Here is an 18,932-nt window from a genome sequence, read left to right on the forward strand (position 1 = left end):
GCCGGGTCATCATGACGTCGTGATTCACGGACGCGATGGCCGGGCAGGTGTTGCCGCACCGCGCGGGCCGTGATGCGGTCCGCATGGGCCACCGACGAGAGGCAGAGGAACATGGTCTACAGCAAGCAAGAGACGGCGGGCGCACCGACGTGTTGTCACGCGGCCAGGTAGTGCGTGTTCTCCGGTTGCGTCGACGCTTGATGTGAGGCTGTTTCCCATGTTCGATCCGGTCATAGCGCCCAGCGGTACGCTGCTCGGCCTGCTCCAGCGGGGCCGCGGCGACGGTACGCTGCACGCGCTCACCGCCCCCCGCGCCGAAGCGCTGGCGGCACTGAACCACTGTGTGCTGCGCGATCCCCGCCACGACTGGCAGGTGGAGAACCGCTCGCTCTACTACGCCCGGCTCTTCCTCGACCTGAACGGCGAGCTGGACGCGATCGAGGCGCACCTCTTCGACCCCGAGGACGTCCTCGACACCGACGAGTCCCGCACCGGGCTGGCCCTTGCTGTCCTGGGGCACCTCGCCTCGTACGGCAGGCGCGACGCGCTCGCACTGCTGCGCAGGTACGCCGCCTCGGGCTCCAACTGGGCCTGGGCCCTCGACGAACTGGCGCTCAGGGACGACGACGCGGGGCTGCGCGCCCTGGCCGCGCCCGTCCTCGCGCGCTTTTCCACCGACGCCGAGGGCGAGGCCGAGCTGGCCGTCGCCGTGCGTGACGCCTTCGAGCCACGGCCGTGGCGGCTGTGGGCCGAGGATCCGCGCGCATCGATCGCCACGCGCGTGCGTGCCGCCCAGGAGACCGGCTGCTTCGACCGCTGGCAGCGGCAGATGCGGCCGAGCGGTCCCCGCCCGGGATGGAGCGTCCAGGCTGTGCTCGAGTGGGCCCAGCAGGGTGTCGAGCGGGGCGCGGCCCTGCACGTCCCGGCCGCCCGCTGTCTGGGCGCCGTCGCGGGCCCCGAGGACCGGCCCGAGATCGTCCGGGCCGCCCGGGAGGGCACCGACGGAGCCCGCTCCACCGCGCTGCGCTACCTCGCTGACAGCAACGATCCCGATGCGCTGGACCTGATCGAGGCCGCGGTGAGCGACGGCTCCGCCGTAGTCGTCGAGGCAGCCGTCGACGCCTTCGAGCGCATGCGCAGCGTCGCCGTCGTCGACCGGGCCCGCGGCTGGGCCCGCCGCCCCGACCCGCTCGGCGCCGCCGCCGCCCGCATGCTCGCCTGTCGCGGCGCCACCCGGGACCGCGACCTGGTCCTCGCCGCGCTCCGGGAGGCCGTACGGGGGGAGGGCCCCGACGCGCCGACCCTGTGGACCCTCGTCGACGGCACCGGACGGCTCGGCATCACCTGCGCCGCCCCGGTCCTGCGGCACATCTACCGCGAGACCGCCTCCTCCCATCTGCGGGGCCGGGCCGCCCGCGCCCTGGCCGCCACCGACCCTTCCTTCGCCGCCGGATTCGCCGTCGAGTGCCTGTGGGACTGCGAGGAGACGACCCGGGAGCTCGCCGCCCGGCACGCCGAGACCGGCGACAACCGCGTCGTCGACCGGCTGCGCCGGCTCGCCGCCGACCCGGCGGAGGAGGCCGAGGTGCAGACAGCCGTCCGCAGCCGGATCGGACCCGACATGCCGAACACGTGAAGGTGCGGTGACCCGAGAGTCGATCCGATGAACGACCGGTGACCCGGAAGTCAGGAGCGTGTGGACAGGGGCTGACCTGCTCGGCTGTGCAGCCCAACGCTCATGGGACGTTCCTCGTTCGGAAAGATCCACGTTGACGCGGCCACGTCCGGCACGGCGACAACACCGGTATGCGTGTCGTCATCGTGACCGAATCCTTTCCCCCCGATGTGAACGGCGTGGCCCACTGCGCGCTCCAGACCGCCCGGCACCTCGTCGACAGCGGTCACGCTCCCCTCGTCGTCGCACCCACCACCTCCCCCAAGTTCTCGACTCCGCTCGAACAGGGCGGTGCCCACCTGGGCACCGGGCCCGACGCCCTGGCGCCGTGCCCGGTGGTGCGTGTCCCCTCCCTTCCGCTCCCCGGTTACCCCCAGGTCCGCGTCGCCCTCCCCAGCCGACGCGTCGCCGCGGCCATCACCGAACACCGCGCCGACCTGGTCCACCTGGCCAGTCCCTTCGTCCTCGGCGTCCGCGGCATGGCGGCCGCCGCCCGGCTGGGCATCCCCGCCGTGGCCGTCTACCAGACCGACCTCGCCGGCTACGCCCGCACCTACATGGGCGCCGGTGAGGCCGCGGCCTGGCGGCGCATACGCTCGGTGCACGCCGCCGCCGACCGCACCCTCGCCCCCTCCAGCGCGGCCCTGCACGACCTGGAGGCGCACGGCGTGCCCCGGGTCAGGCTGTGGCCGCGCGGAGTGGACACCGCCCGTTTTCGGCCAGAGCGCCGGGACGAGGCGCTGCGCCGCGAACTCGCCCCGAACGGCGAGCTGATCGTCGGCTACGTCGGCCGGCTCGCCCCCGAGAAACAGGTCGAACTCCTCGCCGACGTCTGCGGTCTGCAAGGCGTCCGGGTCGTCGTGGTGGGCGACGGGCCAAGCCAACCGAGTCTGGCGGAGGCACTGCCCGGTGCGCTCTTCCTGGGCCGCCGCACCGGCGACGAACTCGCGCGATTCTTCGCCTCCCTCGACGTCTTCGTGCACACCGGTCCCTTCGAGACCTTCTGCCAGACCGTGCAGGAGGCCATGGCCAGCGGCGTCCCCGTCGTCGCGCCCGCCGCCGGCGGCCCGCTCGACCTGGTCGGCCACGGCCGCACCGGCCTGCTGGTCCCGCCGCGCGACGCCGCGGCCGTGCGCGAGGCCGTGTCGTCGCTGGCGGCCGACCCCCAGCTGCGCGCCGCCTACGGCGCCGCCGGACGCGCCACCGTCGAGGGCCGCACCTGGTCGGCCGTCGGCGACCAGCTGATCGCCCACTACGAGGACGTCCTCGCCGCCCGGAAGACGGTGGTGGCCGCATGACCGGCTCCCTGCGCATCGTCCGCCTCGCCAACTTCGTCGCCCCGGCCTCCGGCGGCCTGCGCACCGCACTGCGCGAACTCGGCAAGGGCTTCAAGGCGGCGGGTCACGAACCGGTGCTGATCATCCCGGCCGAGCGGTACACCGACCGGGACACCGAGCAGGGCCGGGTCATCACCCTCCCCGGCCCGCTGCTGCCCGGCACCGGCGGATACCGCGTCCTGACCGACAAGCGGCGGGTGGCGGCCCTGCTGGAGGAGCTGGCCCCGGACCGCCTGGAGGTGTCCGACCGTACGACGCTGCGCTGGACCGGCAGGTGGGCCCGGCGGGCCCGCGTTCCCGCCGTGATGGTGTCCCACGAGACGGCCGACGGGGTGCTGCGCACCTGGGGGCTGTCGGAGAACCTGTCCCGGCGCGCCGCCGACGCGCTCAACATCCGCACCGCGCACACCTACGCGCGCGTGGTGTGCACCACCGAGTTCGCCGAGCGGGAGTTCGTCCGGATCGGCGCGCGCAACGTCGTCCGCGCGCCCCTCGGCGTCGACCTGGTGGAACGGCACCCGGCGCTGCGGGACACCGGCCTGCGGGCCCAGTACGCGCGCGTGGACGAGGCGCTGCTGGTGACATGTACCCGGCTGTCCGTGGAGAAGCGGCCCGGCACCGCGCTCGACGCGCTGGAGGCCCTGCTGCGGCGCGGGCGGCGGGCGGCGCTGGTGGTGGCGGGCGACGGTCCCCTGCGCCCCCGGCTGGAGCAGCGGGCACGCGAGTCCCGGCTGCCCGTCACCTTCCTCGGGCACGTCTCCGACCGCGGCCTGCTGGGCGCACTCCAGGCCTCCGCCGACGTGTGCCTGGCCCCCGGGCCCGCCGAGACGTTCGGGCTCGCCGCGCTGGAGGCGATGGCCTGCGGCACGCCGGTGGTGGCGAGCGCCTCCTCCGCACTGCCCGAGGTGATCGGCTCCGCCGGGGCCACCGCCGTGGACCGCGGGCAGGCCTTCGCGGACGCCGTGGAGACGCTGCTGGAACGCCCCGAGCGGCAGCGGCGCGAGGGCGCACGCGCGCGTGCGGAACGCTTCGGATGGGACACCTCCGTCGCCGCCTTCCTCGCCGCGCACGACGCGCCGGCGCCGTCCCGTGACTCGGCCCGCTTCGTGTCGGAGGGCGTGGCATGAGACGCCTCCGCTTCATCGCCCTCGGAGACTCGCTGACCGAGGGCGTGGGCGACCCCGTGGACGGCGGATGGCGCGGCTGGGCCGCGCTGCTGGCCGACGGACTGGCCGAAGGCCCCGTGGAGTTCACCAACCTCGCGGTCAGCGGGGCGCAGACCCGCGACGTGCTGGAACGGCAGACCCCGGCCGGGCTGGAGCTACGGGCTGACCTCGTGGCGGTCCTCATCGGCGTCAACGACACCCTGCGCTGCACCTTCGACATCCACGCCGTGGCCCACCGGCTCGACCGGGTGTACGCGGCCTTCACCGGCCAGGGCGCGGTCCTGCTCACGGCCTGTCTGCCCGACCCCGGCGCGATGCTCGGCCTGCCGCGCGCGCTGGCCCGCCCGCTGGCCCGGCGGCAGCGGGCGGTCAACGCCGTGGTGCACGCACTGTCCGACCGCTACGGGGCGGTGCACCTGCACGCCGGGGAAGGGGAGTGGCTCACCGACCGGGCGATGTGGAGCGCGGACCGGCTGCACCCCGGAGAGCGCGGGCACCGGCAGCTGGCCGTCCGCTTCCACGCCCTGCTCGCCGGGGCGGGCCTGGCGACCGGGGCCGCGCCCTCGCCCGTACCCGAGTTCCCCGCGCCCAGCAGGTCGGCGAGCCTGTTGTGGCTGGCCACGGCCGGAACGGGCTGGGTGGCCCGGCGGTGCACGGACCTGCTCCCGCAGCTGGTCTCCCTCGCAGCCGACGAGATGCGCCACCGTGCCCGCGGTACGAGCGCCCGGCTCGACCTGCGCGCGTCCGCCGCCGTCTCCGCCGCCCTGGCCGCGCTGTCCGCGGCCGAGCCCCCGGAGCCGGAGGCGGCTTGAGCCGGGCCGGCCCGGGCACGGGCGCAGGCCGGGCAGGGTGAGCAGTGCCGAGCCGTCGCGGAGTCGTAGCGCGCGTCGGCCCTGCGGGCGCGGGCGTACCTCGAGTGCGTACGCGAGGTCACCGAACGAGTGGGCCGAGTGGGCCGAGTGGGCACGGTGGGCGGCGAGTGGACGTCCGGCAGGGCCCTCGGGCCCTCAGCGGCGGCGCACGGCCACGAAGCGGACCGGCGTGCCCGGTACCGCCTGGGCGGCGGCCGGGAGGTCGGCGGCACGCACGACCCCGATCACCGGGTAGCCCCCGGTGGTCGGGTGGTCGGCCAGGAAGACGACCGGCCGGCCGTCGGGCGGCACCTGCACGGCGCCCAGCACCATGCCCTCGCTGGGCAGTTCCCCCGGCAGCGCCCGCTCCAGGGCGGGTCCTTCGGTCCGCAGGCCGATGCGGTTGCTCGCCGACGACACCCGGTACGTGCCCGAGGTGAAGACACGAACCGCCGCCCGCGTGAACCAGTCCTCGCGCGGCCCGATGGTCACCCTGAGCACCAGCGCGGCCGGAGCCCGCGGCTGCGGGGCGACATCCACGCGCGCGTGACGGCCGATCGGCTGTCCCAGGGGGAGCACCATGCCGTCCGTCAGCGGGGCGGGGCCCAGCCCGGACAGCAGATCCGTGGAGCGGCTGCCGAGCACCGGCTCGACGGCGACACCTCCGGAGACGGCGACGTAACTGCGCACTCCGGAGGCGGCCGGGCCCACGTCGAGCAGCGCGCCGGGCGGCACCCGCACCGGCGCACCCCAGGCGACCGGCCGCCCGTCCAGCGTCACCGGGCACGGCGCGCCGCCCACGGCGACCGTGACCGCCGAGCGCGGCCGCACCGCACAACCGCTGAGCGTCGTCTCCAGAACCGCTGCCCCGGAGGGATTGCCGACCAGCCGGTTGACGAGCGCGGCGGCCGGCGCGTCGAGCGCACCGGAACGGGGAACGCCGAGATGGGCGTGGCCCGGGCGCCCCTCGTCCTGCACGGTGGTGAGCGCCCCGGCGCGTACGACGACGAGCGCGCGGTCCGTCATACGGCACCCACCGGGACGAAGCGCACCCGCGTGCCGGGCGACAGCAGTGCGGCGGGCACGCGCGCGTGGTCCCACAGCACCGCGTCCGTGGTGCCGATCAACTGCCAGCCGCCCGGCGAGGAGCGCGGGTACACGCCGGTGTAGGGCCCGGCCAGCGCCACGGAACCGGCCGGGACGGCGGTGCGCGGGCTGGCCCGGCGCGGAACGTGACAGGGGGCGGGCAGCCCCGTGAGATAGCCGAAGCCCGGGGCGAAGCCGCAGAAGGCGACGCGGAAGTCGGTGGCCGCGTGGATCCGGGCGACCTCGCGCTCGGGGACGTTCCAGAGGGCGGCGACGGCGGCGAGGTCCGGACCGTCGTAGCGCACGGGAAGTTCCACGACGTGCCGCTCGCCCTGGAGCGCCGGCGGCAGGGGGGACCGGGCCAGTTCAGAGGCCAGGCGATCCGGGTCGTCGAGGCCGTCGAGGAGGACCGTGCGAGCCGCGGGCACGATCTCACGGACCGACAGCAGGCCTTCCGCACGGCGGCGCAGCAGCTCCGCGTGCAGGGCCTGTGCCTCCTCGCCCGAGGCGACCTCGACGAGCAGCGCGCGCTCGCCGACGGGCAGCGCCCTCATACGAAGGCCTCCACCCGCACACCGGAGGCCACGAGCCGCTCCCGGACCCGCCGGGCCAGTTCCACCGCCCCCGGCGTGTCGCCGTGCAGGCACAGGGAGCGGGCCCGTACCTCGATGCGCGCCCCGGAGTGCGCGGTGACCGTCCCCGAGCGCGCCAGACCCACCGAGCGCTCGACGACGGCCTCCGGGTCGGTGACCACCGCGCCGTCCCGGCCTCGTGGCACGAGCGTGCCCGCGTCGGTGTAGGCGCGGTCCGCGAACGCCTCCGTGACCGCGGGGAGTCCGGCCTTCCCGGCCAGTTCGAGCAGGCGGGACCCGGGCAGCCCGAGCACCGGCAGGGCGGCGTCCGCCAGCAGGACGCCCTCGACGACCGCCGCCGCCTGCTCCTCGTCGTGCACCACCCGGTTGTAGAGCGCGCCGTGCGGCTTGACGTAGGCCACGCGCGCGCCCGCCGCCCGCGCGAAGACCTCCAGGGCACCTATCTGGTACGCCACTTCGGCCGCCAGTTCGGCGGGCGGCACGTCCATCGCGCGCCGCCCGAACCCGGCGAGGTCCCGGTAGGAGACCTGCGCGCCGATCCGTACCCCGCGCTCGGCGGCCCGTTCGCACACCTGCCGCATGGTGACCGCGTCCCCGGCGTGGAAGCCGCAGGCCACATTGGCGCTGGTGACGACGGACAGCAGCCGCTCGTCGTCGGTCAGCCGCCAGCGGCCGAAGCCCTCGCCGAGGTCGGCGTTCAGATCGATCGAGGTCATGGGACTTGGTTTCTCCGTGTGTTGTTGGCTCAGGACTCGCTCAGGCCACGCGGTACTGCTCGTCCCGGGCGTCGGTCAGGAACATCTGGCCCGGTGCATGGGTGATCGCGAACGGCGGCCGGGAGGCCGTCACCGCCGCCTGCGGGGTCACACCGCACGCCCAGAACACCGGGATGTCGTCCGGCTCGGCGGCCACCGGGTCGCCGAAGTCGGGGCGGCCGAGGTCCTCGATGCCGAGGCCCGACGGGTCGCCGCAGTGGACGGGGCTGCCGTGCACCGCGGGAAGCAGACTGCTCTCCCGGATGGCGGCCGCCAGGTGCTCCGGGGGCACCGGACGCATGGACACCACCAACGGGCCGTGCAGCCGCCCGCCCGGCCGGCACTGACGGTTCGTCACGAACATGGGGACGTTGCAGCCCTGCTCGAGATGGCGGATCGGCACGCCCGCCTCCGCCAGCGCCCACTCGAAGGTGAAGCTGCACCCGATCAGGAAGGACACCAGGTCCTCGCGCCAGTGGTCGCGCACGTCCGTCGGCTCGTCGACCAGGTGGCCCTCCCGCCAGACCCGGTAGCGCGGCAGGTCGGTTCGCAGGTCCGCGCCGTCCGCGAGGACGGTGGTGAAGGAACCGGCGTCCGTGACGTCCAGGACCGGGCAGGGCTTGGGGTTGCGCTGGCAGAACAGCAGCGTGTCGTAGGCCCAGTCCGCCGGGACGCAGATCAGGTTCACCTGGGTGTGGCCGGCCGCCACTCCGGCCGTGGGACCCGCGAGGCCGTCCCGGAAGCGCTCCCGCGCGGCCTTCGGGCTCCACGCGTGCGCGTGCTCGTCGAGGAGGGCCACGGGGCGGTCTTCCGCCAGGTCCGGACGGCGGTCGTCCACGGCACTCACGCCAGCTCCTTGCCGCGGGTCTCCGGGAGCCCCAGCAGTGCCAGGGCGGCGATGCCGTAGCCGATCGCGCCGAAGACCAGCGCGCCGCCCACTCCCCAGCTGTCGGCCAGGAAGCCGACCAGGGTCGGGAAGACGGCGCCCACGGCCCGGCCGGTGTTGTACGTGAAGCCCTGGCCCGTGCCGCGCACGGCCGTCGGGTAGAGCTCGCTCAGGTACGAGCCGAAGCCGCTGAAGATCGCCGACATGCAGAACCCGAGCGGGAAGCCGAGCACCAGCAGCAGGGTGTTGGCGCCGGTCGGGATGTTCGCGTAGGCCGCGATGCAGATCGCCGACAGCAGGGCGAACAGCCAGATGTTGCGCCGCCGGCCCAGTCGGTCGGTGAGGTAGCCGCCGGTCAGGTAGCCGGCGAAGGCGCCGGAGATCAGGAGTGTCAGGTAGGTGCCCGTCCCGACGACCGACAGGCCCCGTTCGGTCTTCAGATACGTCGGTACCCAGGTCGCCAGCGTGTAGTAGCCGCCCTGGACGCCGGTGGAGAGCAGCACGGCGAAGACCGTCGTCCGCAGCAGACCCGGCGACCCGTCCGAGCCGCGCTCGAAGATCGCCGCGAACGAGCCCTTCCCGGCACCCCGCTCACGGACGGCGGTCGCCCCGGGCGCGTCGTGCACGCGGCGCCGCAGCCACACCACGAGGAGCGCGGGCAGCGCGCCGGTCCAGAACATCACGCGCCAGGCGAGGTCGTCGCCCACGAAGGAGAAGACCAGCGTGTAGACGGCCGCGGCCAGCGCCCAGCCGACCGCCCACGAGCTCTGGACCGCGCCGAGCGTACGTCCCCGGTGCTTCGCGCTCGCGTACTCGGCGACCAGGATCGCGCCGACCGCCCACTCGCCGCCGAATCCGAGGCCCTGCAGGGCGCGGAACACCAGCAGCGTCTCGTAGGTGGGCGCGAGCCCGCAGGCGACGGTGAACACCGCGTAGGTGATCACGGTGATCATCAGGGCCCTGACGCGGCCGATCCGGTCCGCGACCACACCGGCCACGGCCCCGCCGACTGCGGAGACGACCAGCGTGACCGTGGTGAACAGGCCCGTCTGGCCGCTGTCCAGGCCGAAGTATGCCGCCAGCGCGACCATGCTCAGCGGCAGTGTGAAGTAGTCGTATGAATCCAGGGCATAGCCGCCGAAAGCGCCCACGAAGGCGCGCCGGCCGCGCGGGTCCAGGGCCCGCATCCAGCCCAACGCGCCGTCGTCGGCGGTGCGTTCACCGGCCCGGACCGGGGCGTCGGAGGGCATGGCCTGCGGTGGAGGGGTAGAGCTCATGGGCACCTCGCAGATGAAGGGGCGGGAGGGCGCTGTGGGACTGAGCCGTGCCGTGCGGAAGTCGTGCCGTCGCGTGGCGTTGTGCCGCCGCGTGGTGTTGCCGTCGCGTCGTTTCGTGCCGGGTGGAATCCGCGGCGCCGCGGAGGGAGCGGGGCGACACCGTCCGCAGCAAGGTAGAGGATCGTTGAACGATCCTTCAATACCCGTGTTGTTTCGTTCTGGTGTCTGCGATTGAATTCCGGGCATGGCAGAGGAGCTGACCGGACTGGCCGACGACCGCGCCCTGCTGGGCCGCACCAGCACCGCCGAGCGGGTCTCGGACATCCTCAGGAGCCGCATCGCCGAGGGGTACTTCCCACCCGGCACCCGGCTGTCGGAGGACAGCATCGGCGGGGCGCTCGGCGTCTCCCGCAACACCCTGCGCGAGGCGTTCCGCCTGCTCACGCACGAGCGGCTGCTCGTCCACGAGTTGAACCGCGGCGTCTTCGTGCGGGTGCTGACCGTGGAGGACGTCGAGGACATCTACCGCACCCGCCGCCTCGTCGAGTGCGCCGTCGTACGAGGTCTCGGCGAGCCGCCGTACGCGCTCGACGGGCTCACGGAGGCCGTCGGCGAGGGGCAGCGGGCGGCGCGCGAAGGTGACTGGAAAGGGCTGGGCACGGCCAACATCCACTTCCACCGGGAGCTGGTCGCCCTCGCGGGCAGCGACCGCACCGACGAGCTGATGCGCAGCGTGTTCGCCGAACTGCGCCTGGCCTTCCATGTCGTCGACGACCCGCGCCAGTTGCACGAGCCCTACCTCACCCGCAACCGGCAGATCCTGCACGCCCTCCAGGAGGGCGCCCGGAGCGAGGCCGAGAAGCTGCTCGCCGTCTACCTCGACGACTCGCTCGACCGGGTCGTGGAGGTGTACCGGCGCCGGGTCGGCGAGGACGGATAGCCGGTCCGGCGAGGACGACACCTGGTCCGGCGAGGACGACAGCAGGTCCGGCGAGGACGGACAGCTGGTCCACCGCGGCCGCCGCGACCACGGTGGCGCCGGGGCCCGTCTGCGTCGTTTGGGTCGTTGTCAGACCAAGGACCTAATCTGTGCACCGTGACTTCGCCTGCATCGACGGACAGCGTTCCGCCCCAGCTCAGCGCGGGGCCGCGGCCCGCACCGGGCCCGGCCGCCGACGAAGGGCTCGCGCGGCGCCTGCGCGCGCTCGCCTGCACCGCGCCGCTGCACGACCTGGACGCGCGCAAGGCCAACCTCGCGGGCGAGTACTCCGTGTACGGCATGGCGGAGGTCGCCCTCGCCGCCATCGACCTCGTCACGCTCAACATGGACTTCGACACCGGCGCCGACCACGACCAGATCGTGGCCCGGCTCGTCCCGCGCATCGCCGCCCAGGCCCCGCGGCGGCCCGTCGCCGAGCACGAGCGCGTGGCCCGCTGGGTACTGGAGAACCTGATCAACGTCGGCAGCGTGGACCGCGGCTTCCGCGCGGTGTACGGCACCTTCGCGCCGGACGGCACGTACGTGCGCCGTGACTACGACTTCAAGCTGATCGAGGAGGTGCCCGGCCCTGGCGGCAGCGTCTACCTGCGGACGACGGACGAGGCGGTCAACGTCCTGGTGGGCGCCCTCGACACCGACGTCACCAGCGCGCAGATCGCCGCCGAGGTCAAGCTGGAGGTGCTCATCCGCCGCGGACGCCTCGCCGACGCCCAGCTCGCCGCCGAGCAGGCCCGCTACCGGACCGTCCAGTACTCCGAGACGCTCCGCCGCGCCCTGGAGGCCACCCGGCGCAACGTCCGCGCCGTGGACTGGCTCAGCGCCGTGCCCGACATGATCGCCGAGGCCCTCGACCACGTCGCCGACCGGTACCGGCACGAGAACGCGATCCTCACCAACATCCGCAAGGCACGTGACGAGTCCGAGGAACCCGAACACAAACGGCGCGCCGCCGAGCTCGTCGACATCGTCAAGGACTGCATCCGCCGGCACACGCAGCTCCAGTCGCGGCTGCTGGAGGCCGGCCCGCTCTTCCGCGCCGAACAGGACCGCCAGGCCTTCGCCGCCCCCACGAGCACCTCGGGAACGGATCTCTACGGGCATCTGCTCGCGCCCACCCTTCCGCTTCCCCTGGAGCAGGCGATCCGCGTCACGGACGCCTTCTTCGCACGCGGGACCGGGCTGCGCACACCGGTGTCCGTCCGGGTCGGCGACCTTGTCGACATATTGCTCACGCCGCCGGTGGAGCGGGAACACCTCGGCGCGGAGATGCCCGAGCCCGACCTGATCGCCACGCCGGACGACAGCCGCTTCAGCGAGGAGCAGCTGGCGGCCGCGACGGAACTCCTCGACCTGCCCGCCGACGCGCCGCGGCGGCTGTCGGGTCTGCTGGCCGAGGCCCGGCGCAAGGATCCCGATCTCCCCTATCTCGTCGCCCTGTTGGCCGTGCACGCGGCGAGCCCGCCGGTCGGCACGGCCTATCGTCAAGGGGAGGAGAAGCTCCTGTTCGCGGTGGACGACGGCACGGAGCTGGACGATCCCGAGTTCGGCGGAGCCGACCTCATCGTGGGTACGGCGCTGCTGGACGCGGCGGGCATGGCGGCGGACAGGACGGAAGCCGCGTGATGGAGTGCAGACCGTCGCCGGGGTGCGGGTCCGCTGTGTCCTGCCGCGCAGTACCTCCCGCCCCCTGCGGAGTTGCCCAGCCCCCAGTTCTTCCGATCCCCAGGGAGCCTCAACCGTGAACGAGCACGTCGAGTCGAGTGAGACCGAGCCTGCCGCCACGTCGGCCGGTGCGGCCGTCACGCCCGCCGACGCCGCCGACGCGGCACGGCTCGTCGCGTTCGGGCTGCAGCCCAAGCTGCAGCCCGCCCGGGACCAGGAGTACGCGGAGCTGCTGCGCCGCTACCGCGAGGACCCCGCGTTCGCACGGCTCGCCGACGCCGTGGCCGCCGGACTCGGCCTGGTCGTGCTGGAGGTGTCCCCGCGCGCGGGCATGGCGGTCACGGCCGCCGACGACTCGGTGTTCGCCGTCCGCATGGGTGACTACGCGCGCCGTACGGCCGCCGACTCGGCAGACCGGTTCCTGCACGGCCTCGCCCATCTCGCGGTTGCCGCCATGGCGTTCCCGCGGCCTGAGGACCTCGCCGACGACGGCTACATCGGGCGCGTCACGGTCAACGGCGTCGACGCCTTCGTCCGCCAGGCCTGCCGTCGCCTCGAGGAGCGCGCCGAGGAGCAGGGCGAGAACACCGACCCGGCCACCGACGCGCCCGGACTGGAGGCCGCCTGGCGGATCTGGGCCAGACGCAGCGCGACCGGGGCCACCAAGGACGCACGCCGTCCGGCAGCGTCCACCACGGGCATCGTGGCGAAGGCCGTCACGTTCCTCACCGACTCCGGGTTCCTGCAGCGCACGGGCGACGACGGCGGCGGCACCTACCGGACGACGGCCCGCTACCAGCTCCAGGTGCGCGACCTGGCGGGCAGCGCGGCCATGGCCGAGCTCCTCGAACTGGGCGTGGTCCCGGTGACCGACGGCACGCCGACCCTGCTGGCCGCCGAGGTCACCGACGACCTGGAGCTGGTGGCCGACGCCGGGCTGCCCTTCCACACGCCCGCCTCCTCCTGACCGCCCTGATCCGCACCACGCAAGAAGACTGACGAGAGTCCGCCATGTACGAGCTGTCCCGGGTCCGCCTCTACTCCATCGGGCCGGCCGGTGCGCGCTACGCCGACACCGTGCTCGACCTGCGGGGTGTGGGCGAGCCGGTGCCCGACCCCGCGCCCACCCAGGCGGAGTTCTTCGAGGAGGAGCCGGTCGGCCCGCCGCGCCGGCCCGCACCCGCCGGCGTGCTCTTCCTGGAGAACGGGGGCGGCAAGTCCGTCCTGCTCAAGCTGATCTTCTCGGTGATGCTGCCCGGTCACCGCAACACCCTCGGCGGCGCCAGCTCCGGTGTGCTGCGCAAGTTCCTGCTCGCCGACGACTGCGGGCACGTGGCACTGGAGTGGCAGCACGTGCAGACCGGCGAGTGCGTGGTCGTCGGCAAGGTGAGCGAGTGGCGCGGACGCCAGGTCTCCAGCGACCCGCGGAAGTTCGCCGAGGCCTGGTACTCCTTCCGGCCCGGCCCCGGACTGAGCCTGGACAACCTGCCCGTCGCCGAGTCCACCGCCGTACGGCCCCCGGTCGAGGGCCAGTCGGGCGCGCAGGGCCGCCGGCGCACCATGAAGGGCTTCCGGGACGCGCTCACCGAGGCCGGAAAGGCGTACCCGCACCTGGAGGTGCACTGGGAGGAGACCCACGAGCGCTGGACCGAGCACCTCGGCGAGCTCGGCCTCGACCCCGAACTCTTTCGCTACCAGCGGGAGATGAACGCCGACGAGGGCGAGGCGGCCGGCCTGTTCGCGGTGAAGAAGGACTCCGACTTCACCGACCTGCTGCTGCGCGCCGTCACCGACACCCGGGACACGGACGGGCTCGCCGACCTGGTCAGCGGCTTCGGCAACAAGCTGGGACGACGGGCCGAACTCATCGCCGAACGGGACTTCACCGCCGGCTCGGTCGACCTGCTCGGCCGGATCGTGGAGGCCGCCGAGGCGCGCACCCGCGCGCGTGACATCCACGCGGGCGCCGAGCGGCGGACCCGGACACTGGCACGCCGGCTTTCCGCGCGGGCCGTGCAGGAGCGGGTGCGGGCCGCCGACCTCGCCCAGCGGGTCACCGCGGCCGCCTACGCCGTCACGCACTCCGAGGGCGCACGGGAGCGCAGCGCGCTCATCGCCGCCGAACTCGCCTACCGGCACGCCTCGCTGGCCCTCACCGCGGCCGAGAAGTCCGCCGCCGCGCAGAAGCGGGAGCTCGCCGACGCGCGCACCCTGCACTCCGCCTGGCAGGCCGCCGAGGCCGTGCTGCGCCACCGCGCCGCCGCCGACCGGGTCGCCCGCGTGTCCGCCGCCATTCAGGAGGCCGAACGGGACGCCGCTCCCGCGCTGGCCGCGCGCGCCAAGGCCGCCGTGGACCTGGTACGCGCCCTGCACGGGGCGGCCGACAGCGCCGACGCCCTCGCCAACGAGCAGGAGGAGCGGTCCGCGCAGCTTCAGCAGGTCGGCGACTCGGCCCACCGGGACTCGACCGCCGCCGCCACCGAGGCGCAGCGGGCCCGCAGCGAGGCCGGACACCTGCGCCAGCGGCTGACCGAGGTCGAGCAGGAGACCGCCGAGGCGGTTCGCGCGGGCTGGCTCGACGACAGCGCCCCCGACGCCGACCCGGCCCGCGCCGCCCTCGCCGCCAGCGACGCCGAGAAGACCGCGGTCGCCGCCTGGGACCAGGCCCGCGAAGCCTCCCGCAAGGCCACGGAGCACGCGCGCGAGGCCGCCTCGGCCGAGTCCCGCGCGGAGCTGACGGCGGCCCGCGCGGCGGACGCGGCGACCGCGGCGGAGCGGTCCCACGGGGCCGAGCGGCGTGTCGCGGAGGCGCTGGCGGCCGAGGACCGGCTCGCACAGGTGCTGGGTCTGCCCGGTGCCTCCGGCACGGAACGGGCCGGTGTGCCCGGACCGCGGACGGGCGGTGACGGCGCGACCGTCGCAAGGGGCGGCACGGCGATCGGGACCACCGCGGCCGACACCTCCGGCACGTCCGGCACGCACCCCGAGGCCGGTGCCCAGGCCCGGGCCACCCGCGCCGAAGGTCCCCTCACCCCCGAGGAACTCGACCGCTTCGCCGACGAGTTGCGCGAGTTGCTCGACGACGCCGTCTCCGGCGCCGAGCGGCACCTGTTCGAGCTGCGCACGGCCGCCGCGGACGACGCCCGGATCCTCGGCGCCCTCGGCGACGGCGGGCTGCTGCCGCCCGGCCCCGACGTGCTGGCGACCGTGGAGTTCCTGGGTGAGCACGGCATCCCGGCCCTGCCGGGCTGGCGCTATCTCGCCCAGGCCGTGGACCCCGCCGACCACGCGCGCGTGCTGGCTGCCCGGCCCGAGCTGGTCGACGGCGTGATCATCACCGACCCGGACACGCACGCGCGGGCCCGCGAGGCGCTCGCCGACGCCGCTCTGCTGCCCAGGTCCGCCGTGGCCGTCGGCACGGCGGCCGCGCTGCTCGCTCCGACCCCGGCGGCCGAGGCGACCCCCGCCGACGTCTTCCTCGTACCGCCGAACCCGGCCATGCACGACGAGCACGCCGCCGACGAGGAGCGGCAGGCGCTGCGCGCGCGGGCCACCGAGCGGGACGAGGAGATCCGCGGGCTCGCCGCCCGGCTGGGCAAGGACCGTGAGCTGGCGGCGCGACTGGCCTCGTGGCGCACCGGCTGCCCGGCAGGGCGGCTCGCGGAGCTGGCCGAGGCCGCACGGGAGGCGCGTGCCTTCGCCGAGGAGGCCGAGGCCGAGCTGGCCGAGGCGCGGACCCTGCGGGCGGAGGCCGACGAGGCCGCTGCCGAGGCCGCGCAGGCGCGCGACGAGAAGCAGGAGACCGCCCAGCGGGCCCGGCGCGCGGCCGACGCCCTCGCCGGACTCGCCTTCCGGCTGCGCGAACGCGCCGGCTGGCAGGTCAAACTGCGCGAACTCGCCGACGAGTCAGCCGAGTCGGAGGCCCGCGCCGAGGCCTGCCTGGAGCGTGCCCGCGCCGCCGACGAGGACCGGCGCGCCGCCCAGCGCGCCGCCGACGACGCCCGTCGCACCGCCCGCGCGCTGCGCGCCGAGCGCGCCGAGATCGCCGGTGCCCCCGACGACGTACCGGACAGCGACGGGGACGTGCCGAAAGCGTCCCTGCCCGCCCTCCGTGAGGCCTACCGGGCCGCCTCGCAGGTCTACGAGAAGGTGGGCGTCGGCGCCGACCTGCGCGCCGAGCAGGCACGCGCGGAGAGCGACGAGAGCGCGGCCCGCGGCGAACTGGACCGGCTGAGCAACAAGGTCCGTACCCGCGCGGAGCAGCTGCTGGAGTCCCCCGACGGCTCCGACGGACCCTCCCGGCAGGCCGCCGCCGTCCGCGCCGAGGAGCTGGTGCAGCTTCTGGAGACGCGCATGTCGAGCGCCAGCGAGCAGCTCGGCCGACTGCGCGGTGAGGCCGAGCGGCACGCCCCCGAGGACGGCGAGACGCACACCGAACTCCCCGAGGAGCTGGTGCCGCGCGACGCCGACCATGCCCAGGCACTGCTGCGCACGGCCACGGCCGAACTCGCCTCCCGCACCGAGGCGTTGGCCCAGGCCCGCGAGGCGCACGCCGAACTCCTCGAAGCCCACCGCGGCGCCGAGGACGCGGCGAGCGGCTTCGACGAGATCGCCGCGATGCTCCGCGACCTTCTGCGTGAGCACACCGTCGAGGAGGAGCAGGAGAGGCCCGAGCCCTACCCGGGCGGTCCGCACGATGCCCGGCAGGCGGCGGCCGAGGCACGCCGTTCGCTGCGCGGCTGCGCCGCCGACCTGTCGGCCGCCGAGGCGGGCGTGCGCGAGGCGAGCGACGTCCTCGTCCGGCACGCCAACTCCACCCGCTACGAGCAGGTCCGCACCCCGGCCCGTCAGCAGATCCGCGAGCTGCCCGCCTCCGCGCTGCCCGAGCACGCCCAGCGGTGGGCCGACGCCTTCGCGCCCCGACTGCGGGTGCTCACCGATGAGTTGGAGCAGCTGGAGCGCAACCGGGATTCGATCGTGGACCGCCTGCGCGGCCTCGTCGAGTCGGCCCTGGCCACCCTCCGTTCCGCCCAGCGGCTGTCCCGCCTGCCCGAGGGCCTGGGCGAGTGGTCCGGGCAGGAGTTCCTGCGCATCCGCTTCGAGGAGCCCGACCAGGCCACGCTCACCGAGCGGCTCGGTGAGGTCATCGACGAGGCCACCCGCGCCGCCGTGAAGAAGAACTCCGACCTGCGGCGCGACGGCATGTCGCTGCTGCTGCGAGGTGTGGCCGCCGCCCTGCAGCCCAGGGGCGTCGCGGTCGAGATCCTCAAGCCGGACGCCGTGCTGCGCGCCGAGCGCGTCCCCGTCGGGCAGATGGGCGACGTGTTCTCCGGCGGACAGCTGCTCACCGCGGCCATCGCCCTTTACTGCACCATGGCGGCGCTAAGGTCCAACGACCGCGGCCGTGACAAGCACCGGCACGCCGGCACCCTGTTCCTCGACAACCCCATCGGGCGGGCCAACGCCACGTATCTGCTGGAGCTCCAGCGGGCCGTTTCCGACGCTCTGGGCGTCCAGCTGCTCTATACCACCGGCCTGTTCGACACCACCGCGCTGGCCGAGTTCCCGCTGGTCATCCGACTGCGCAACGACGCCGACCTCAGGGCCGGGCTGAAGTACATCAGTGTGGAGGAACACCTTCGGCCGGGACTGCCCCAGCAGACCCCCGACGGGGAGACGGTGCACAGCGAGATCACGGCGACGCGGATGTTCAAACGCCCCGCGTGACCCTCGCCGGAGCCAGCTCGGCCCCCGCCCAGCCGCTGAGCGCCGGCTGTGAGGCGATCTTCCGGGTGAGCCTCAGCCCGCACGTCATCACCCGCACATCGTGCTCGTGCGTGAAGTACCGCGGATCGACCTGGGGCTTGTCCCGGTAGTCCCGCGTGCGCAGCCGCACCGTGCCCCGGGACTTCGCCCTGGTCACGTTCGGGGTCAGGCAGAACGCGTTCTCCGATGTCGGACAGCCCCACCGCGCGATGTTCACGTCGAACGGCACCGACGGAATTCCGGCCCCCTGTCTCTACGGGTGCGACAGCTGTCCCGCCCCGCCCGACCGGCGTATGCGCTCGTGCGCCCGCTCGGCGGCCCGCTCCTCCCGCAGGGTCCGGCGCCGCTCGCGGCGCAGGGCCCGGGCGGTGCTGCTCGGCGACGACACGACGCCGTGGCGCTGGCTCCACACCTGACGGGTCACCCAGACGTCGAGGGCGGCCCAGGTGGCCACCACCGTGCTGGCCACGCTGCTGAGGACCATCGGGAAGGCCAGCCAGGATCCGGCCATCGTGCACAGGAACGCCACGACCGCCTGTATCAGCGTCACGGCGATGATCAGCACCGCCCGCACGGCCGCCTCGCGCACCGGATCCGGCAACCGGCGCCGCCTCGCCGGCTCCTCGACCCACAAGGGCTTGCAGGCCTGTTGGTCCCGGGGCTCGCGCGGCGCGGCCGGTCGGCCCGTACCCGTCCGAACCGCCTGTCCGTCCTGCGACGTGGCTGGGGTCATCGCATGACCGTGGCCGCCGTCCACGCCGCCGTCGGCTCGCGGAATGTCGTGATCCCGCGCCTTCGGCGCCCGCCGCGCCGCCGTCACTTGCGCCACCCCGCCGTCAGCGGCTGCCTCGTGCCGCTCCGCCGTGCCCATCACCGTG

Annotated in this window: 14 protein-coding genes and 1 pseudogene; 8 read left to right on the plus strand and 7 right to left on the minus strand. The window is 74.6% G+C overall.

Annotation, left to right across the window (positions count from 1 at the left end):
* The first annotated feature begins 217 nt into the window (after nt 1-217).
* The 4 genes from AB0A61_RS11800 to AB0A61_RS11815 all read left to right on the plus strand — a co-directional run bounded on the left by AB0A61_RS11800 (nt 218) and on the right by AB0A61_RS11815 (nt 4,990).
* Nucleotides 218-1,636 (plus strand): HEAT repeat domain-containing protein, encoded by a 1,419-nt coding sequence (locus tag AB0A61_RS11800; protein ID WP_361289918.1) that lies wholly within the window; start codon nt 218-220, stop codon nt 1,634-1,636.
* 170 nt (nt 1,637-1,806) lie between these two features.
* Nucleotides 1,807-2,973, plus strand: a complete 1,167-nt coding sequence (locus AB0A61_RS11805) for a glycosyltransferase family 1 protein (protein WP_361289921.1) — start codon at nt 1,807-1,809, stop codon at nt 2,971-2,973.
* Nucleotides 2,970-4,139, plus strand: coding sequence for a glycosyltransferase (locus AB0A61_RS11810; protein WP_361289923.1), 1,170 nt, complete (start codon nt 2,970-2,972; stop codon nt 4,137-4,139). The genes AB0A61_RS11805 and AB0A61_RS11810 overlap by 4 nt, the downstream gene beginning before the upstream one ends.
* Nucleotides 4,136-4,990, plus strand: a complete 855-nt coding sequence (locus AB0A61_RS11815) for an SGNH/GDSL hydrolase family protein (RefSeq protein WP_361289926.1) — start codon at nt 4,136-4,138, stop codon at nt 4,988-4,990. The genes AB0A61_RS11810 and AB0A61_RS11815 overlap by 4 nt, the downstream gene beginning before the upstream one ends.
* A 195-nt stretch (nt 4,991-5,185) precedes the next feature.
* Here AB0A61_RS11815 and AB0A61_RS11820 read toward each other — a convergent pair whose 3' ends face one another.
* From AB0A61_RS11820 to AB0A61_RS11840, 5 genes are read right to left on the minus strand one after another with little or no spacing between them, the layout of a single operon-like run.
* Complete coding sequence (locus AB0A61_RS11820; protein WP_361289929.1) at nt 5,186-6,055, minus strand: biotin-dependent carboxyltransferase family protein; 870 nt, start codon at nt 6,053-6,055, stop codon at nt 5,186-5,188.
* On the minus strand, nt 6,052-6,669 hold the full coding sequence (locus AB0A61_RS11825) for an allophanate hydrolase subunit 1 (RefSeq protein WP_361289931.1): 618 nt from the start codon (nt 6,667-6,669) through the stop codon (nt 6,052-6,054). The genes AB0A61_RS11820 and AB0A61_RS11825 overlap by 4 nt, the downstream gene beginning before the upstream one ends.
* Nucleotides 6,666-7,424 (minus strand): 5-oxoprolinase subunit PxpA, encoded by a 759-nt coding sequence (locus AB0A61_RS11830; RefSeq protein ID WP_361289934.1) that lies wholly within the window; start codon nt 7,422-7,424, stop codon nt 6,666-6,668. Before AB0A61_RS11830 ends, AB0A61_RS11825 begins: the two co-directional genes overlap by 4 nt.
* A 40-nt stretch (nt 7,425-7,464) precedes the next feature.
* On the minus strand, nt 7,465-8,301 hold the full coding sequence (locus AB0A61_RS11835) for a putative hydro-lyase (protein WP_361290042.1): 837 nt from the start codon (nt 8,299-8,301) through the stop codon (nt 7,465-7,467).
* A gap of 5 nt (nt 8,302-8,306) precedes the next feature.
* Nucleotides 8,307-9,626 (minus strand): MFS transporter, encoded by a 1,320-nt coding sequence (locus AB0A61_RS11840; RefSeq protein WP_361289937.1) that lies wholly within the window; start codon nt 9,624-9,626, stop codon nt 8,307-8,309.
* Nucleotides 9,627-9,870: 244 nt separating this feature from the next.
* On the opposite strand from AB0A61_RS11840, the gene AB0A61_RS11845 reads away from it, so the two are divergent.
* The 4 genes from AB0A61_RS11845 (at nt 9,871) to AB0A61_RS11860 (ending at nt 18,015) form a co-directional block, all read left to right on the plus strand.
* On the plus strand, nt 9,871-10,566 hold the full coding sequence (locus AB0A61_RS11845) for a GntR family transcriptional regulator (protein WP_361289941.1): 696 nt from the start codon (nt 9,871-9,873) through the stop codon (nt 10,564-10,566).
* Between the two features lie 156 nt (nt 10,567-10,722).
* Nucleotides 10,723-12,249 (plus strand): hypothetical protein, encoded by a 1,527-nt coding sequence (locus tag AB0A61_RS11850; protein ID WP_361289944.1) that lies wholly within the window; start codon nt 10,723-10,725, stop codon nt 12,247-12,249.
* A 115-nt stretch (nt 12,250-12,364) separates the two neighbouring features.
* On the plus strand, nt 12,365-13,255 hold the full coding sequence (locus AB0A61_RS11855) for a hypothetical protein (RefSeq protein WP_361289947.1): 891 nt from the start codon (nt 12,365-12,367) through the stop codon (nt 13,253-13,255).
* Between the two features lie 44 nt (nt 13,256-13,299).
* Entirely contained in the window at nt 13,300-18,015 is a 4,716-nt protein-coding gene (locus AB0A61_RS11860; RefSeq protein ID WP_361289950.1) for a hypothetical protein, read from the plus strand.
* 7 nt (nt 18,016-18,022) lie between these two features.
* Here the strand turns inward: AB0A61_RS11860 and AB0A61_RS11865 are convergent.
* Together AB0A61_RS11865 and AB0A61_RS11870 are read right to left on the minus strand one after the other, a co-directional pair.
* Nucleotides 18,023-18,286 (minus strand): annotated as a pseudogene (locus tag AB0A61_RS11865) (GMC oxidoreductase); the annotation flags it as partial.
* A 21-nt stretch (nt 18,287-18,307) separates the two neighbouring features.
* On the minus strand, nt 18,308-18,925 hold the full coding sequence (locus AB0A61_RS11870; protein WP_361289953.1) for a hypothetical protein: 618 nt from the start codon (nt 18,923-18,925) through the stop codon (nt 18,308-18,310).
* Between the last annotated feature and the right edge of the window lie 7 nt (nt 18,926-18,932).

Source organism: Streptomyces sp. NPDC046197 (assembly GCF_040646295.1).
Taxonomy (GTDB): Bacteria; Actinomycetota; Actinomycetes; order Streptomycetales; family Streptomycetaceae; genus Streptomyces.

Coding starts and splice junctions, on each gene's coding strand:
- AB0A61_RS11830 (WP_361289934.1), bottom strand. CDS start 7,424: ATGACCTCGATCGATCTGAACGCCGACCTCGGCGAGGGCTTCGGCCGC.
- AB0A61_RS11870 (WP_361289953.1), bottom strand. CDS start 18,925: ATGGGCACGGCGGAGCGGCACGAGGCAGCCGCTGACGGCGGGGTGGCG.
- AB0A61_RS11860 (WP_361289950.1), top strand. CDS start 13,300: ATGTACGAGCTGTCCCGGGTCCGCCTCTACTCCATCGGGCCGGCCGGT.
- AB0A61_RS11825 (WP_361289931.1), bottom strand. CDS start 6,669: ATGAGGGCGCTGCCCGTCGGCGAGCGCGCGCTGCTCGTCGAGGTCGCC.
- AB0A61_RS11800 (WP_361289918.1), top strand. CDS start 218: ATGTTCGATCCGGTCATAGCGCCCAGCGGTACGCTGCTCGGCCTGCTC.
- AB0A61_RS11810 (WP_361289923.1), top strand. CDS start 2,970: ATGACCGGCTCCCTGCGCATCGTCCGCCTCGCCAACTTCGTCGCCCCG.
- AB0A61_RS11815 (WP_361289926.1), top strand. CDS start 4,136: ATGAGACGCCTCCGCTTCATCGCCCTCGGAGACTCGCTGACCGAGGGC.
- AB0A61_RS11820 (WP_361289929.1), bottom strand. CDS start 6,055: ATGACGGACCGCGCGCTCGTCGTCGTACGCGCCGGGGCGCTCACCACC.
- AB0A61_RS11845 (WP_361289941.1), top strand. CDS start 9,871: ATGGCAGAGGAGCTGACCGGACTGGCCGACGACCGCGCCCTGCTGGGC.
- AB0A61_RS11840 (WP_361289937.1), bottom strand. CDS start 9,626: ATGAGCTCTACCCCTCCACCGCAGGCCATGCCCTCCGACGCCCCGGTC.
- AB0A61_RS11805 (WP_361289921.1), top strand. CDS start 1,807: ATGCGTGTCGTCATCGTGACCGAATCCTTTCCCCCCGATGTGAACGGC.